This is a genomic window from Terrabacter sp. R4-6, assembly GCF_057529065.1.
Map to the genome: position 1 here is coordinate 3,167,745 of NZ_CP197224.1, position 16,085 is coordinate 3,183,829.

11 protein-coding genes and 1 tRNA gene are annotated in these 16,085 nt (G+C 72.9%); 9 read left to right on the plus strand and 3 right to left on the minus strand.

The window, feature by feature from the left end; genetic code table 11:
• Positions 1-69 precede the first annotated feature (69 nt).
• The 5 genes from tmk (at position 70) to ACSSS0_RS14835 (ending at position 7,118) form a co-directional block, all read left to right on the plus strand.
• A complete protein-coding gene (tmk, locus tag ACSSS0_RS14815) occupies positions 70-729 on the plus strand; it encodes a dTMP kinase (RefSeq protein WP_487228594.1) in 660 nt (219 codons plus the stop codon).
• Positions 726-1,886, plus strand: coding sequence for a DNA polymerase III subunit delta' (locus tag ACSSS0_RS14820; RefSeq protein ID WP_487228595.1), 1,161 nt, complete (start codon positions 726-728; stop codon positions 1,884-1,886). The genes tmk and ACSSS0_RS14820 overlap by 4 nt, the downstream gene beginning before the upstream one ends.
• A 194-nt stretch (positions 1,887-2,080) precedes the next feature.
• The gene (locus tag ACSSS0_RS14825) at positions 2,081-3,637 is read left to right on the plus strand and encodes an alpha/beta hydrolase (RefSeq protein WP_487228596.1); all 1,557 of its coding nucleotides are present in this window, start codon (positions 2,081-2,083) and stop codon (positions 3,635-3,637) included.
• Positions 3,631-5,433 carry an alpha/beta hydrolase gene (locus tag ACSSS0_RS14830; protein WP_487228597.1) on the plus strand — a complete coding sequence of 601 codons (1,803 nt, stop codon included), beginning with the start codon at positions 3,631-3,633 and terminating at the stop codon, positions 5,431-5,433. Before ACSSS0_RS14825 ends, ACSSS0_RS14830 begins: the two co-directional genes overlap by 7 nt.
• Entirely contained in the window at positions 5,364-7,118 is a 1,755-nt protein-coding gene (locus tag ACSSS0_RS14835; RefSeq protein ID WP_487228598.1) for an alpha/beta hydrolase, read from the plus strand. Before ACSSS0_RS14830 ends, ACSSS0_RS14835 begins: the two co-directional genes overlap by 70 nt.
• A gap of 108 nt (positions 7,119-7,226) precedes the next feature.
• Here ACSSS0_RS14835 and ACSSS0_RS14840 read toward each other — a convergent pair whose 3' ends face one another.
• Positions 7,227-8,153 (minus strand): NADP-dependent oxidoreductase, encoded by a 927-nt coding sequence (locus ACSSS0_RS14840; RefSeq protein ID WP_487231214.1) that lies wholly within the window; start codon positions 8,151-8,153, stop codon positions 7,227-7,229.
• A gap of 245 nt (positions 8,154-8,398) precedes the next feature.
• Here ACSSS0_RS14840 and ACSSS0_RS14845 point away from each other — a divergent pair.
• The 3 genes from ACSSS0_RS14845 (at position 8,399) to ACSSS0_RS14855 (ending at position 10,447) form a co-directional block, all read left to right on the plus strand.
• Positions 8,399-8,472: transfer RNA gene (locus tag ACSSS0_RS14845), tRNA-Thr, on the plus strand.
• Positions 8,473-8,843: 371 nt separating this feature from the next.
• Positions 8,844-9,974 (plus strand): phosphotransferase family protein, encoded by a 1,131-nt coding sequence (locus ACSSS0_RS14850; RefSeq protein ID WP_487228599.1) that lies wholly within the window; start codon positions 8,844-8,846, stop codon positions 9,972-9,974.
• A complete protein-coding gene (locus ACSSS0_RS14855) occupies positions 9,971-10,447 on the plus strand; it encodes a GNAT family N-acetyltransferase (protein ID WP_487228600.1) in 477 nt (158 codons plus the stop codon). Before ACSSS0_RS14850 ends, ACSSS0_RS14855 begins: the two co-directional genes overlap by 4 nt.
• Positions 10,448-10,579: 132 nt before the next feature.
• Here ACSSS0_RS14855 and ACSSS0_RS14860 read toward each other — a convergent pair whose 3' ends face one another.
• Both ACSSS0_RS14860 and ACSSS0_RS14865 read right to left on the minus strand, forming a co-directional pair.
• On the minus strand, positions 10,580-11,818 hold the full coding sequence (locus ACSSS0_RS14860; protein ID WP_487228601.1) for an MFS transporter: 1,239 nt from the start codon (positions 11,816-11,818) through the stop codon (positions 10,580-10,582).
• Between the two features lie 162 nt (positions 11,819-11,980).
• A complete protein-coding gene (locus tag ACSSS0_RS14865) occupies positions 11,981-14,452 on the minus strand; it encodes an HAD-IC family P-type ATPase (RefSeq protein WP_487228602.1) in 2,472 nt (823 codons plus the stop codon).
• Between the two features lie 182 nt (positions 14,453-14,634).
• Here ACSSS0_RS14865 and ACSSS0_RS14870 point away from each other — a divergent pair, with 182 nt between their 5' ends.
• Entirely contained in the window at positions 14,635-16,083 is a 1,449-nt protein-coding gene (locus ACSSS0_RS14870; RefSeq protein ID WP_435987164.1) for an NAD-dependent malic enzyme, read from the plus strand.
• The last annotated feature ends 2 nt before the right edge of the window (positions 16,084-16,085 follow it).

The following is a 16,085-nucleotide window of genomic DNA, read 5'->3' on the forward strand; positions in this document are numbered from 1 at the left end:
GGCGCATGAGGGGAGGAGGCTCCCGAGGTCGTGGGCGCGACTGTCCGCACGGTCGCATAGGGTCGGAGGGTGACGGAGAACCTCGCGGCCGCGACCCATCGAGTGGGCACCGCCCCCGGGCTCTTCGTGTGCTTCGAGGGCGGCGACGGCGCGGGCAAGTCGACCCAGGTGCGCCTGCTCACCGAGGCGCTCGAGCAGCGGGGGCACGAGGTCGTCGTGACCCGCCAGCCCGGTGGCACGCCGCTCGGCGCGCAGATCCGCGAGCTCGTGCTGCACGGTGACCACGTCGCGGCGCGGGCCGAGGCGCTGCTCTTCGCGGCCGACAAGGCCCACCACGTCGAGCAGCTCATCAAGCCGGCGCTGGCGCGCGGCGCCGTCGTCATCACCGACCGCTACGTCGACAGCTCGATCACCTACCAGGGCGCCGGTCGCGAGCTCGGCCGCGACGAGATCACCGCCCTGCAGCACTGGGCCGTCGGCGGCCTGCTGCCGGACCTGACGATCGTCCTCGACGTCTCGCCCGAGGTGGGGCGCGCCCGCCGTGGCGACGTGCACGACCGGCTCGAGTCCGAGGCCGACGCCTTCCACGCCGCGGTCCGCCGCGGCTACCTCGAGCTCGCCTCCGCCGACCCCGAGCGCTACCTCGTCCTCGACGCGAGCCAGACGGTCGAGCGGATCCAGGCCGGCGTCGTCGACGGCGTCGACCGCGTCACGGCGGCCGGGCGGTGACCGTCTGGGCCGACCTCGTCGGCCAGGAGCCCACCATCGAGACGCTGTCGCGCGCCGTGAGCGACGAGTCGGCCATGACGCACGCGTGGCTCTTCACCGGTCCGCCCGGCTCGGGCCGCTCGACGGCCGCCCGGGCGTTCGCCGCGGCCCTCCAGTGCCCCGACGGCGGCTGCGGCCAGTGCCGTGAGTGCCGCACGGCACTCGACGGCAGCCACGCCGACGTCAAGGTCGTCGCCACCGAGGGACTCTCGATCAAGGTCGCCGAGGCCCGGGCGCTCGTCCAGGAGGCCGCGCTGCGCCCGTCGGTCGGCCGCTGGCGCATCATCATCATCGAGGACGCCGACCGCCTCACCGCCTACACCGACGCGCCGGCCGACGCGCTGCTCAAGGCCCTCGAGGAGCCGACGCCGCGCACCGTCTGGATGCTCTGCGCCCCGAGCCTCGAGGACGTCATCGTCACGATCCGCTCGCGCTCGCGGCACGTGCGGCTGCGCACACCCCCCGTCGAGGCCGTCGCCGAGCTGCTCCAGCGCCGCGACGGGGTCGACCCCGCCATGGCGTTGTATGCCGCCCGCGCCGCCCAGTCGCACGTCGGCCTCGCGCGCCGCCTGGCCCGCGACGAGCAGGCCCGCATCCGCCGCCGTGACGTCATCGCCATGGCGACGAAGATCCTCGGCGTCGGCGACGCCATCGGCGCGGCCGCCGACCTCGCCCAGATCGCCGACGAGGAGTCGACCGCCTCGAGCGCCGAGCGCGACGCCGCCGAGCGCGCGCACCTCATGGAGACGCTCGGCGCCGACCCGAGCGCGCGCACCCAGCCACCGCACATCCGCTCGCAGCTCGCCGCCCTCGAGCGCGAGCAGAAGACGCGCGCCACCCGCTCGGCCCGTGACGTCGTCGACCGCGCCCTCATCGACCTCACATCGATCTACCGCGACGCCCTCGTGCTGCGCCTGCGCTCCGACGTCGACCTCGTCAACCCCGACGCCGTCGACAAGGTGCGGGCGCTCGCCGGGGTCTTCGGTCCCGAGCAGCTGCTCGCCGCCATGGACGCCATCAACGAGGCCCGCGACCGCATCAACGCCAACGTGTCGCCGCTGCTCGCGCTCGAGGCGATGGCCCTGCAGCTCCGCGTCCCGCGCGACCTCGGCATCTGACACGGGGCCGGGGGCGTGTGAGGTTCTTCATGCGTCGTCCGGGCCCCTTCGGACTCGTTCGGTGCGTCGTGACGGTGGGCCGTGCGGGAGCCAGCGCCGCTGACGGTCCGGCCGACACGGCCTACGGCCTCGATGCGGTCACGACCGGTCCTCCGAGGCGGCCGTCTACAGGTCGACCGGTTACGGTTTCGGGCATGACGACACGCCCTGCCGCCATCTCCCGCGCCCTCACCGCCACGGCGGCGACCCTGGCGCTGGTGCTGGCTGCGGCGGCCTGCACGACGACGAGCGAGCCACCGGTCGGACCCGGCTCGAAGGCGGGGCTCCCGGCCGCCACGGCGGCGCCCTCCGAGGCGCTCGCCCCCTACTACGCCCAGAAGCTCGACTGGAAGAAGTGCGGAAGCCTCGAGTGCGCCGACCTGCGGGTCCCGCTCGACCACGCCGCCCCCGTCCCGGCGAAGGACCTGACGATCAAGGTCGCCCGGGTCAAGGCTCGCGACCAGGCCAAGCGCCTCGGCTCGCTCCTCGTCAACCCGGGCGGTCCCGGCGCGTCCGGGATCGACTACGTCCGCGGTGGTGCCGAGACGATCGGCGGACCCGAGGTGCGCCGCTACTACGACCTCGTCGGCTTCGACCCGCGCGGTGTCGCGAGCTCCGACCCGATCGACTGCCTCGACGACAAGGCCCTCGACCGCTTCCTCTCGGCCGACCCGACGCCCGACGACGCGGCCGAGGAGCAGGCGCTCCTGACCCAGGCCAAGGCCATGGCCGACGGCTGCCAGAAGGACAACCCCGACCTCGTCAAGCACCTCTCGACCGCCGACGCCGCGCGCGACATGGACATCCTCCGGGCCGCGGTCGGCGACCCGCAGCTGAACTACCTCGGCAAGTCCTACGGCACCTTCCTCGGCTCCACGTACGCCGACCTCTTCCCGCAGCGCGTCGGTCGCGTCGTCCTCGACGGGGTCGTGCCGCCCGACCTGACGAGTGCCGAGCTCGGCGAAGGCCAGGCCCGCGGCTTCCAGATCGCGACGCAGGCCTACGTCGAGGACTGCGTCACCGAGGACTGCCCCCTCGGCGCGACGCCCGAGGCCGCGCTCCAGGGCCTCGACGACTTCTTCCGCGAGGTCGACCGCCAGCCGCTGCCGACGGGCGACCCCAGCGCGCCGCTCCTCACCGAGGGCTGGGCCCGGCTCGGTGTCGCCGTCGCGCTCTACGACCAGGGCGCGTGGAGCATCCTCACCGAGGCCCTCAAGGAGGCGAAGGCCGGCAACGGCCAGAGCCTCATGCAGCTCGCCGACGCCTATGCCGACCGGCGCCCCGGGGGTGGCTACGACGGCAACCTCATGGAGTCGATCTACGCCGTCAACTGCCTCGACCGGCCCGACAGCCCCGACCTGTCGGACTACGAGACGTACGCGAAGGACTTCTCCGCCAAGGCGCCGACCTGGGGGGCCAACCTCGCCTGGGGCGCCCTGCCGTGCGGCGTCTGGCCGGTGACGTCCGCCGTCGGCCCGCACCCGATCAGCGCGCCCGGCAGCGACCCCATCGTCGTCGTCGGCACGACCCGTGACCCCGCGACCATCTACGAGTGGTCGAAGCGCCTGCGCGACCAGCTCGACAACGCCGTGCTCGTGTCGTACGACGGCGACGGCCACACCGCCTACGGTCGGAGCAACACCTGCGTCGACAGCGCCATCGACGCCTTCTACGTGCAGGGGCGCGTCCCCAAGGACGGACTGAAGTGCTGAACGAGGACCCGCGTCCCGACGACCTTCCCGACGCACCGACGGGCTATGCCGCCCTGCCGCCCTCCTACCCGGCGCCCGCGCCGGGTGCCGGGAGCCGTGAGCCGGTCGGGTCCGGTGGGTCCGGTGGGTCCGGGGGATTCGGTGCGTCCGGGGCGCCCGGAGGGTCCGGAGTCGGCAGGCCCCCGCGGTCGTCACTGCGCACGGTGCTCGCGGCCGTCGCCGTGGTCGCCGTGGTCGCGGCCGTCGTCCTCGCCGCCTGGCGCATCGGCAACCCGCCGACCGTCGCGCAGCCGCGGGTCACCGCGTCCGGCGCGCCGACCCCGAGCGCGACGGGCCCGGCTCCCGCGACCCCGTCGCCCAGCCGGACGCTGACCCAGGACTACCCGGCGGCTCTCGCCGACTACTACACCCAGAAGCTCGACTGGTCGCCGTGCGCCGACAACGCCAAGCACCAGTGCGCCACGATGGAGGTGCCCGTCGACTACGCCAAGCCGACCGGCGACCGCTTCACCCTCGCGCTGCGCAAGGCCCCGGCGACCAGGCCGTCCGAGCGGCTCGGCTCGCTCGTCATCAACCCCGGCGGCCCCGGCGGGTCCGGGGTGGAGTACGCCCAGTACGCGTCGTTCGTCTTCTCGCCCGCGGTGCGAGCGGCATACGACGTCGTGGGCTTCGACCCGCGGGGGATCGGGGCGTCCAGCCCCGTGCGGTGCCTGACGGACTCCGACATGGACGACCTCTTCAGCGCCGACCCGACGCCCGACTCGGCGGCCGAGCGCTCGACCCTGCTCGCCGACGTCGACGGCGTGACGAAGCGCTGCGCGGCGCGCGGCGGCGACCGGGCGAGGCACATGAGCACGGCCGAGGTCGCGCGCGACATGGACGTCATGCGCGTGCTCCTCGGCGACGAGAAGCTCAACTTCTTCGGCGGCTCCTACGGCACGTTCCTCGGCGCCGTCTACGCCGACACGTTCCCGAAGAAGGTCGGCCGGATGGTGCTCGACTCGGCGATGTCGCCGAACCAGTCCGAGCAGCAGGAGATGACCTACGACATCCAGGGCTTCGAGTCCTCCATCGACGCCTTCATCGACTGGTGCGTCGCCCGGCCCGACTGCGCGCTCGGCAGCGACAAGGCGGGTGCCCGACGGAAGATCGTCGACCTGCTCGACAGCGTCGAGAAGAACGGCCTGACGACGACCAAGCCGGGTCTGACCCGGATCGGCGAGGGCTGGGTCGGCTTCTCGATCTTCATGTGCCTCTACTCCGACACGTCGTGGCCGACGCTGAACAAGGGCCTCGCCCAGGCGTTCACCGGCAAGGGCGACATCCTCCTAGCCAAGGGCATGTCGGTCGTCGAGCGCGGCATCACCGGCGACTACGCCCCGAGCACCTACCTGCAGGCGATGATCCCCGTCCGCTGCGCGGACTGGCCGCGCTCGAGCGCCGACCCGAGCCTGGCGGCGGAGCAGAAGAAGGCCCAGGCCGCCCACCCGCTGTGGGCCCGGATGACGGGCGAGCTCTACGACAACTGCCGCACGTGGCCGACGGCGGGGCGCACGCCCAAGGGCACGACCCTCGCGGTCGGCGCCGACCCCATCCTCGTCATCGGCAACGAGCGCGACCCCGCGACGCCCATCGGCGGCACGAAGCAGCTCGCCAAGGACCTCGCCTCGGGCATTCTGCTCACTTCGGACCACGACGGGCACGGCACCTACTACGCTGGCAACTCGTGCGTGGACTCCGCCGTGGACGGGTACCTGCTCAGGGGAACGGCGCCGGCCGACGGCACGACCTGCTGAGCCGGCTGCTCGCGCCCTTCGTCTCCGTCGCGGTCCTCGCGACACTCGTTCTGCTCGCCGCGTCCCCGTCCCACGGGACCGGTTCCGGGGGCCCTGGTGCCACGGGCGCCGGCACGTCGGGCTCACCGGCTGCCGGTTCGTCGAGCCCGGACCCCGACCGCGCCGCAGGGGCGGACGACGACGGGTCGCCGCGTGACCGGGTCGAGCTCGGCACGCCGACGTCGAAGCCCGCTCAGGGTCTCGACGTCTTCTACGACCAGACGATCAGCTGGGGGCCGTGCGACGACACCGGCGACGGCCAGGGCTCCGATGCCGACCGGTGCGGCACGGTGCGCGTCCCCGTCGACTACCTCGCCCCGCGCGGGGAGGTGGTCGAGATCGCCCTGCGCAAGGTGCCTGCGGGCAACCCCACGGGGCGCAAGGGCACGCTCTTCATCAACCCGGGCGGGCCCGGAGCCTCGGGCCTCGAGTTCGCGATGGAGGCCCGCGACTTCTTCTCCGACGACGTGCGCGAGGTGTGGGACGTCGTCGGCTTCGACCCCCGCGGCATCGGCGCCTCGGGTGGCTTCGCGTGCCTGCGCGGCACGGACCTCGACGCGATGTATGCCGCCGACCCCACCCCGGACACCAAGGCCGAGAAGGCCGCAGCCGTGTCGACGCGGACGGCGCGGCTCAAGGGGTGTCTGGCCCGGGGAGGCGCGCTCGCCCGCAACATGGGCTCCGAGCAGGTGGCCCGTGACCTCGACATCATGCGCGACGCCGTCGGTGACGCCCACCTGAACTACTACGGCATCAGCTACGGCACCCTCATCGGGGCGCTCTACGGCGCACAGTTCCCCGACCGGATCGGGCTCATGGTCATCGACTCGGCCGTCTCACCCGACTACTTCGCGTCGGACTCGGCGTCGCAGGACGACGTCGACGCCTGGGCCGGGGAGGAGGCGACGACGGTCGAGGACGGGCTCGACGCCTTCCTCGAGGACTGCGTCGACCAGGGTCAGTGCGCCCTCGGGGACGACGTCGACACCGCTCGCACCCGGCTCCTCGCGTTCCTCGACCGGCTCGACCGTAAGCCACTGCCGAGCGACGCCGAGGGCATTCCGCGCCTCACCGAGGGCTGGGCCGTGACGGCGATCAACGCGGTGCTCCTCTACCCGGACTCCTGGGAGGACGTCGAGGACGCGCTCCACGTCGCGCTCGAGGACGGGGACGGCACGGACCTCGTGTGGACCGCGATGGACTCCGTCATGCGCGACGACGACGGCTCGTACGTCGGTGGCTACGAGGCGAGCCACCTGCCGATCCACTGCGCGGACTGGCCGCTGGACGCGACGTCGCAGACGGAGCCGAGTCCCGCCGTGCTCGACGACCACCCCGTCTACGCGCACCTCTACGGCGTGGCGACGGACTCGTGCGAGGGATGGGTGGGCACGCAGCGGACCAATCTCATCCTCACGGTCGACGCCACCTCGCCGGTGCTCGTCCTGGCCAACGAGCGCGACCTGACCACCCCGCCGGACGGCACGCGCGAGATGGGTCGCGGCATCTTCGGGTCCCGCTTCGTGCTCGTCGACGCGGACGGTCACGGGGTCTACGCCAACGGCAACGACTGTGCCGACGCGATCGTCGACGACTACCTCGCGCGGGGACTCGCGCCCCGCAACGGCGAGCTCTGCGACGCCTGACGCCCCGACACACGTCGAGTGGGCACCCTCCGCGTGGAGAAGGTGCCCACTCGACGTCGTGATGGCGTATGCCGGTCGGCTCGGTCGGCCGGGTCTGAGGGGCCCCGGTCAGTCGGTCGAGACCCGGACGACGATCTTGCCGGCGGTGTGACCCTCCTGGTTGAGCCGGAACGCGTCCGCAAGCTCCTCCAGCGCGAAGCTGCGCGCGACCGGCACCGTCAGCTCGCCGCGCTCGTGCAGCGCGGTCAGGGCGGCCAGCTCGGCGCCGTCCGGTCGCACCCAGATGTAGTGACCGCCGGACTCGGCGACCGACCCGTCGGCGATCGAGGCGTGCCGACCGCCGTCGGCGAGCACCGCCGTCGTGACGTCGAGCACGCCACCGACGAAGTCCGCGACGACGTCGACGCCGTCCGGGGCGAGGGCGCGGACCCGCTCGACGACGCCTTCGCCGTAGGTCACGGGCTCCGCGCCGAGCTCGCGCAGGCGGTCGTGGTTGCGCTCCGACGCCGTCCCGATGACCCGGGCGCCGAGCGAGCGGGCGATCTGCACGGCCAGGGAGCCGACGCCTCCGGCGGCGGCGTGCACGAGCACGGTGTCGCCCGCGCCGACCTCGAGGCGCGTGAGCAGGCGCAGGGCGGTGAGTCCCGCGAGCGGCAGGCCGGCCGCCTCGTCCCACGACATCGACGCGGGCTTGGCGGCGACGGCGCGCACCGGCACGCTGACGAGCTCGGCGAAGGTGCCGCCGTGGACGTAGTCCTTGCGGGCGTAGGCCAGCACCTCGTCGCCGGGGGAGAACTCGGGGGTGTCGAAGCCCACCGCCTCGACGACCCCGGCCACGTCCCAGCCCGGGACGACGGGGAACCGCACGTCCATGACCGCGTCGAGGCCGCCGGACATGAGCTTCCAGTCGACCGGGTTGACCGATGCCGAACGCACCCGGACGAGCACCTCACCCGGCCCGACCTTGGGCCGCGGCCGCTCGGTGAGGGCGAGCACCTCGGGTCCGCCGTAGGTGTCGTAGGTCATGGCGCGCATCGTCGGGGTCGAGGCGTTCGAGTCGGTCATCTGGGGGTCCTCCTGGGGGTCCTCGCCGGTGGGTTCACGGTCTCCCCAAGGTCAAGGCGAAGGACGCGGCGTGGCATTCCCGACCGGCGGGAGGGGCCCGATACGGGGGGTGACGTCGGGCCGGAGCCGTGGCCGGGACACGATTTTTCTCCGGGAGGGGTCGTGCGTATACTCAACCTCCGTGTCCGGTCGCGCTCGTCGCGGCCTCACGACCAGCCGCTTTAGCTCAGTCGGCCAGAGCGATTCACTCGTAATGAATAGGTCATCGGTTCGATTCCGATAAGCGGCTCGGCTCAAGGCCCCGTCACCTGCGTTCGTCGCAGGAGACGGGGCCTTCTCCGTGTCCCGACGCCCGACGGCGCGCCGACCCCGGAACCCGCGTGACGGCATACTCCCGGAAATGACGAAGGAGCCCACCTGCGCGCGCAGGACGGGCTCCTTCGAGGCTGGTGCGGATGGGGGGGGGGTGCGTGCCAGCCGTGGGGGTGTTACAGATGTGACAGTAATGAAGCTGTGGCCGCATGTACGAGTTTTCGAGGATTTTGTGCCGAGAAAGTTCGGAATGATGGTGCATGGGGCTTTTGCGGAGCATGTCGGTGCGGGACCGGCCGCGCTCGCCCGCCGGGCCCGTGGCCACGGGCGATCTGGCACAGTGACCCGGTGAGCGCGACCCCGACGGACATGGACCGGGACCTCCTGACCGAGACCCTCGTGGTCGCTGCCGGTCTTGTCGGCGGCCCGTTGCGAGCCGTGGGCGAGCCCTTCCCCGGCAGCCGCCGCACCCTCGTCGTGCGAGCCGCCGACGCGTCGGGCCGATCGTTCGTGGTCAAGCGCTACCTCAGCGAGGAGGGACGGGAGGCGTACGCCCGGGAGGCGTCCGCGCTCGAGGCGCTGGCGGGCGTCGCGCAGACGCCGACGCTCGTGGCGGAGTGCGCCGAGCCGCGCCTCGTCGTCATGGACGACCTCGGCGAGGGCACGCACCTGGCCGACGCGCTGCTCGGTGGTGACGCCGACCTGGCCGCGGCCACGCTGTCCGGCTGGGCCACGGCCGTGGCCGGGCTGCACCGGGCCGGGCACGACGTGCGCGATGCCTTCGAGGCCGGGGTGCTGGCGCGGTCGACGGGTCCGATCGACCTCGACCACCTCCCGGGTCAGCTGACGGACTCCGTCGCGACGTGGGGGCGGCTCGCCGCGGCGCTCGACGTCGCGGTGCCCGACGGCACGTTCGACGTGCTTGCGACGGTGCCCGACCGCTTCCGGGTCGACGCGCTCAGCCTCTCCGCGGCGGACATGTGCCCCGACAACAACCTCGTCCGCGACGGCGACCTCGTCCTGCTCGACTTCGAGTTCGCGCTCTGGCGGCCGATCGCGTGGGACGCGGCCTACCTCAGGGTGCCGTGGCCGACGTGCTGGTGCGCGTGGTCGCTCGACGCCGGCGCGGCGGAGGTGGCGCTCGCTCGGTGGCGGGACGAGGTGGCCGTGTCGTGGCCCGACGTGCTCGGGGTCGACTTCGACCACGACCTCGAGCTCGCCACGGAGGCGTGGGCCTGGCTGGCCGGCAGCTGGTGCCTCGCGGGCCTCGTCGACGGGGCGCCGCAGCGCGTCAACCCGGTCAAGCCGATGCCCCGCATGCCCGATCGCGTGCTCCGCTTCCTGCGCACCGCGGCGGCCGGGCGTGCGCTGCCCGAGCTCGCCGACGTCGCGCTGGCGCTGTCCCGCGCCGTGGAGACGACGTATGCCGCCGCCGACGTGCCGCTCGCCCCCGCGTTCACGGGTGGCGGGTTCCGATGAGCGCGTGGACGACCCGGCGGGCGACCGCCGCCGATGCCGCGGATGTCGTGGGGCTGCGGGCCCTGATGTTCTCCGCGATGGGCGTGCCAGGCGTCGACGACCCGGGCTGGCAGGAAGCGGCCACGGCATGGTTCGAGCGCGAGCTCGGGGGCGGCCGCGCCTGCGTCGTCGTCGCCGAGGACGCCGACGGCGAGGTCGTCGCGGGCGCGATGGCCGGGCTGCGCTTCGAGACCCCGTCGCCGGTGAACCCGAACGGCGTCTGGGGCCTCGTCAACAACGTCGCGACCAGGGCCGAGGCGCGGCGACAGGGGCTGGCCCGTGCGTGCGTCGTCGGCGTGCTCGACTGGCTGCGCGACGAGACGGACGCCACGGTCGTCGAGCTCTTCGCGACGGGGGAGGGGTCGCGGCTCTACGAGGAGCTCGGCTTCACGCGGACCGCGTGGCCCGCGATGCGCCTCCGCCTCGACCGCTGACGCTCCCGGCGTCCTGGGGGCGCGGCGCCGGAATGCTCGTGTTCGGGGGCTGGTCGCGTCGGTTTCGGGGCCATGGCGCCGAGGTGGTGGGGGTGCGCACTCGAGGTGCGACCGTGCACGCCCGTCCTCCGCTCAGGACGTCGGCGCGGGCTCGGCCGGCTCGTGGGGCCGGGCGTGCTCGAGGACCCGTCGGCAACCCCACGACACGAGGACGGCAGCGGCGCCGGCACCGACCGTGACGGCATACGCGGGCGTGTGTCCGCCCCAGTCGGCGAGGCGTCCGGCGAGGGCGGCACCGAGGGCGTAGCCGAGCCCGGTGGCCGCGGCGAGCGCCGTCATCGCGGCTCCGGTGCGGGACGGCGGCGTGACGCGCTCGCCCAGGGTGAACGTCGTGATCATGTACGGCGCGACGGTGAGGCCGAGCACGAGCAGGACGGGGACGAGAGCGGGCAGCGACCCGACGAGGAGCAGCGGCGCGGAGAGGACGAGCAAGCCGACGGCGAACCACCGCAGCCGCGCCGGCAGCGCGAACCGGGCGGGCAGCCCCGCGACGGCGAGACCGGCGATGACGCTGCCGACGCCGAGCAGGGCGTGGAAGTAGCCCGTCAGGCCGGGGGAGCCCGCGGCCGTCGCGAGGACGGACGTGCCGGTCTGGACCGACCCGAAGACGGTGCCGACGAGCAGCTGCGCGGCACACAGCACGATGACTGCAGGGGTCATCAGTCGTCCGACGGGGCCGGTCGTCCGCGCCGTCGCCGCATGCGTGACCGCCGCGGTCTCGTGCAGGGCGAACCACGTGCCGAAGACCGCGAGGCCCGCGGCGGCGAGCGCGAGCGCCGCCGTCGGGCTCGCCACCGAGACGCCGAGGCCGACGAGCGCCGGGCCGAGGACGAAGGAGGCCTCGTCGGCCGCGCCCTCGTAGGAGAAGGCGGCGTCGACGAGTCGGTGCTGGCGCGGCCCGGTCTCGGCCGTGATCGGGCGCCAGCGCACACGCGCGAGCGGACCGATCTGCGGCAGCAGCAGACCCGCGACCGCGCTCGCGACGGTGGCCACGCCCCAGGGGAGTCCGGCGTCGACGACGAGGAGGATGCCGACGAGGCCGGCTGCCCCGGCGAGCGACTGGATGGCGACGACCCGGCGCTGGCCGAGCCGGTCGGCGCGGGCCCCCCAGAAGGGCGCTCCGACGGCGTTGGCCACGGCGAGGGCGCCGGCGCAGAAGCCGCCCGCGCCGTAGCTGCCGGTGGCGGACGACACGAGCAGGAGGGTGCCCAGCTGGCTCATCGCGAGCGGCAGACGGGCCAGGAACGCGACGACGATGTAGGTGCGGCCCGTGAGGCCGAACAGGTGGCGGTAGGAGTCGATGGGTGACACGAGTGCAGCTCCGGATCTGGTCGCGGGGTGCGCGACAACGGGTGCGTGCCTACCCGCCCAACAGGTCACGCCAGATCCCTGTGCACCTCGAGTGTAGGGCGTCGTGAGCGGTGGCCCGGTCGCTGCTCACCGCGAGCGACCGGGCACGGACACCTGGTTGCCTCAGTCGCGCATGTGGTGGGCCTGGCGCACCGACGGCGAGAGACGGTAGATCGCCTCGACGACGCCCGCGCCGACGGCACCGACCGCGAGCGACTGCCACACGAGCGGCAGCGGCGCGTCGAGGTTGAAGAAGGTGGCGGCGAACGGCCAGACGAACGCCGTGACGGCGAGCCCGACCATCGCGGCGACGAGGACGGCCTTCCACAGGCGGAAGGGACGGGCCAGCACGATGAGGATCCAGAAGAAGACCGTGAGCAGCGTGATCGTCGCGCCGCTGCCCGGCTGCCAGCACGCGACGTCGGCCACCGTCTTGGTGCCGGCCTCGACGGCGCACCGGCTCGAGAACTCGTCCGGCGGCACGCCGTAGCCGCTGCCGGCGAGCAGGTAGGACGTGATGACGGCGACGCCCGCGACGGCGCCGGACGGCACGGCGAAGCGCAGGATGCGTCCGAGGAAGCCGGAGAGGTAGCGGCGCTTGTTCGGGCCGAGGGCCAGGAAGAACGCCGGGATGCCGATGGTCACCGCCGACACGAGCGTCAGGTGCCGCGGCAGGAAGGGGAACGGCACGGCGATGACGGCGGCGGCGAGGATCGCGACGAGGCTCATCGCGTTCTTGGCGAGGAAGAGGTTGGCGACGCGCTCGACGTTGCCGATGACGCGGCGTCCCTCGGCGAGCACGTCGGGCAGGTGCGAGAACCTCCCGTCGAGGAGGACGAGCTCGGCGACGGCCTTGGTGGCCTGCGCGCCGTTGCCCATGGCCACGCCGATGTCGGCGTCCTTGAGGGCGAGCGCGTCGTTGACGCCGTCGCCGGTCATCGCGACGACGTGGCCGTCGGCCTGGAGCGCGTGGACGAAGGCCCGCTTCTGCTCAGGGGTGACGCGACCGAAGACCGTGTGCGTCGCGAGGGCCGCGCGCAGGGCGTCCTCGTCGTCGGGAAGCGTGCGCGCGTCGACGGGCTCGCCGACGTCGAGCCCGACGGTGCGGGCCACGGCGGCGACGGTGACGGGGTTGTCGCCCGAGATGACCTTGATGGCGACGCCCTGCTCGGCGAAGTAGTCGAGGGTCGCCTTCGCGTCGGGGCGCACCTGCTCGGTGAGCGTCACGAGGGCGGCCGGGGTGATGTCGGCCGGCAGCGCGGGGTCCGTGAGGTGCTCCTCGCTCCGGGCGAGCAGCACGACGCGCCGCCCCGAGTCGGCGAGCACGGCGACCTGCGCCCGGATCGCCTCGATGACCTCCGGCGGCGACGGCTGCGGGTCGGCGGCGAGCAGCACCTCCGGCGCGCCGAGCACCCACGTCGAGCGATCGGCGAAGCACGCCGCGCTCCACTTGCGCGAGGAGCTGAACGGGATCGTCTGCGTGCGCTCCCAGCCCGGCGCCTCGACGACGGCGGCCACGGCCGTCAGCGTGCCGTTGGCGTTCGGGTCGTCGGCGAGCGCGCCCAGTGCGCAGCGGATCTCGTCGGAGTCCTGGCCGTCGAGGGTGTGGGCGTCCTCGAAGACGATCTCGCCCGCCGTGAGCGTCCCCGTCTTGTCGAGGCACACGACGTCGACACGCGCCAGGCCCTCGACGGCCGGGAGCTGCTGCACGAGCACGTTGCGACGCGTCAGCTGCACCGCCGACAGGAGAAACGCGACCGACGTGAGGAGCACGAGACCCTCGGGAACGAGACCGACGACGCCGGCCGCCGACCGGATGACGACCTCGCGCCAGCCCTGGTCGCCGACGGTGCGCCACTGCGACCAGATGGCGATGGGCAGGGCGCCGACGATGACCCACGTGATGTAGGTCAGCAGGGTGTTGATCGAGTCCTGGATCTCCGAGCGGGTGCGCGTGAACTTCCTTGCGTCAGCGGCGATCCGGTTGACGTAGGCGTCGGCCCCGATCTGGCTCGCGTGGAAACGGCCCGACCCGGCGACGACGCTCGTGCCCGACATGATGTCGTCGCCCTCGCCGTGCGGGACGGGGTCGGACTCGCCGGTGAGGTTGGCCTCGTTGAGCTCGAGCCCGGCGCTCGCGATGAGCGTGCCGTCGGCAGGGACCTCGTCGCCCGTGCGCAGCTCGATGAGGTCGTCCTGCACCACCTCGGTCGTCGGGACGACCCGCACCTCGCCGTCCCGCACGACGCGCGTGGTCGGCGCGTTGAGCAGGGCGAGCCGGTCGAGCTTCCGCTTCGCGAGGTACTCCTGGACGATGCCGATGGCCGAGTTGACGACGAGGACGATCCCGAAGAGCCCGTCGGCGAACGAGCCCGCCACCATGACGAGGACGAAGAGCGCACCGAGGATCGCGTTGAAGCGCGTCAGCACGTTGGCGCGCACGATCTCTCCGATGGAGCGCGACGTCCGCTCGGTCAGCTCGTTGACGGCGCCCCGCGAGACGCGTTCTGCCACCTCGGCGCTCGTCAGGCCGTCGGCCCGCGTCAGGGTCGCCCCACCGGGTGTCGTGCCGTCCGTCGCCCCGTGTGTCGTCACCGGCTCATTGTCGTATGCGGATGCGCGAGTTCGAGGTGGGACGCGCGCTCGCGCGCCACGACGTCGGGACCGGGCCGGACGGCATACGCCGTGGGGGGGAGCGCGCTGGGCGGCCTGGGGCGGACAAAAGTTACTGATCGGTCCTCGGACGCCGTCCGGGGCGCTTCTCGGATCGTGGGACGATGTGGGGCGTGACTGAGTCGATCCAACGTGCCCGCGCCACCACTGCCTCCTACTCGATCACGATGCGGATCCACGCCGGCACCGACCCGGCCGTCATCGGAGCGCTGGCCGTCAAGGTCGCCGAGAGCGGCGGCATCACGACGGCCCTCGACATCGTCGACTCGCACCCCGACCGTCTCGTCATCGACCTCACCTGCTCCGCCAGCAACGCCGAGCACTCGACAGAGGTCGTCGACGCCGTGGAGACGCTCGAGGGCGTCCGCGTCCACAAGGTGTCCGACCGCGTCTTCCTCATGCACCTCGGCGGCAAGATCTCCGTCGAGTCCAAGGTCAACCTCCGCAACCGCCAGGACCTCGCCATGGCCTACACACCCGGCGTCGGTCGCGTGAGCCAGGCGCTCTTCGAGCACCCCGAGGACGTGCCGCGCCTGACGATCAAGGGCAACTCCGTCGCCGTCGTCACGGACGGCTCGGCCGTGCTCGGCCTCGGCAACATCGGCCCGATGGCGGCGCTGCCCGTCATGGAGGGCAAGGCGGCGCTCTTCAAGCGCTTCGCCGACATCGACGCGTGGCCGATCTGCATCGACACGACCGACGTCGACGAGATCGTGCGCACCGTCGAGCTCATCGCCCCCGGCTTCGGCGGGATCAACCTCGAGGACATCGCCGCGCCGCGCTGCTTCGAGGTCGAGGCCAAGCTGCGCGAGCGTCTCTCGATCCCCGTCTTCCACGACGACCAGCACGGCACGGCCATCGTCGTGCTCGCCGCCCTCAAGAACGCGCTGCGCTGCATCGACAAGAAGCTGCCCGACGCCCGCATCGTCGTCTCCGGTGGCGGCGCGGCCGGTTCCGCGATCGTCCAGCTGCTGCTCGCGGCCGGCGCGGTCGACGTCACCGTCTCCGACCGGCCGGGCCTGCTCAACAAGGACGACGAGTCGCTGACCCCGGCGTGGCGCGAGCTCGCCGGCAAGACGAACCCGCGCGGCCTCACCGGCACCCTGCGCGACGGCCTCCAGGGCGCCGACGTCTTCATCGGCGTCAGCGCACCGCGCATCCTCCACCCGGAGTGGATCGACGAGATGGCCGACCAGCGCATCGTCTTCGCGCTCGCCAACCCCGACCCCGAGGTCGACATCTACGAGGCGACGCAGCGCGCCACCGTCGTCGCCTCGGGCCGCAGCGACTACCCGAACCAGATCAACAACGTGCTCGCGTTCCCCGGCGTCTTCCGCGGCCTGCTCGACGCCCGCGCGACCGACGTGACGACCGAGATGCTCATCAAGGCCGCCGACGCCATCGCCTCGGTCGTCACCGACGAGCAGCTCAACCCGAACTACATCATCCCGAGCGTCTTCCAGCCGGACATGAGCAAGACCGTCGCCAAGGCGATCGTCGACTGCGTGCCCAAGGCCCCCGCGAAGAGCATCCCGATGACCGGCGCCAACTGAGG

What these genes read in the sequence shown, in the direction of transcription:
- ACSSS0_RS14840 (WP_487231214.1), bottom strand. Translation starts at nt 8,153, where the DNA reads ATGCGCGCCATGACCTACGACACCTACGGCGGACCCGAGGTGCTCGCC.
- ACSSS0_RS14825 (WP_487228596.1), top strand. Translation starts at nt 2,081, where the DNA reads ATGACGACACGCCCTGCCGCCATCTCCCGCGCCCTCACCGCCACGGCG.
- ACSSS0_RS14855 (WP_487228600.1), top strand. Translation starts at nt 9,971, where the DNA reads ATGAGCGCGTGGACGACCCGGCGGGCGACCGCCGCCGATGCCGCGGAT.
- ACSSS0_RS14870 (WP_435987164.1), top strand. Translation starts at nt 14,635, where the DNA reads ATGTGGGGCGTGACTGAGTCGATCCAACGTGCCCGCGCCACCACTGCC.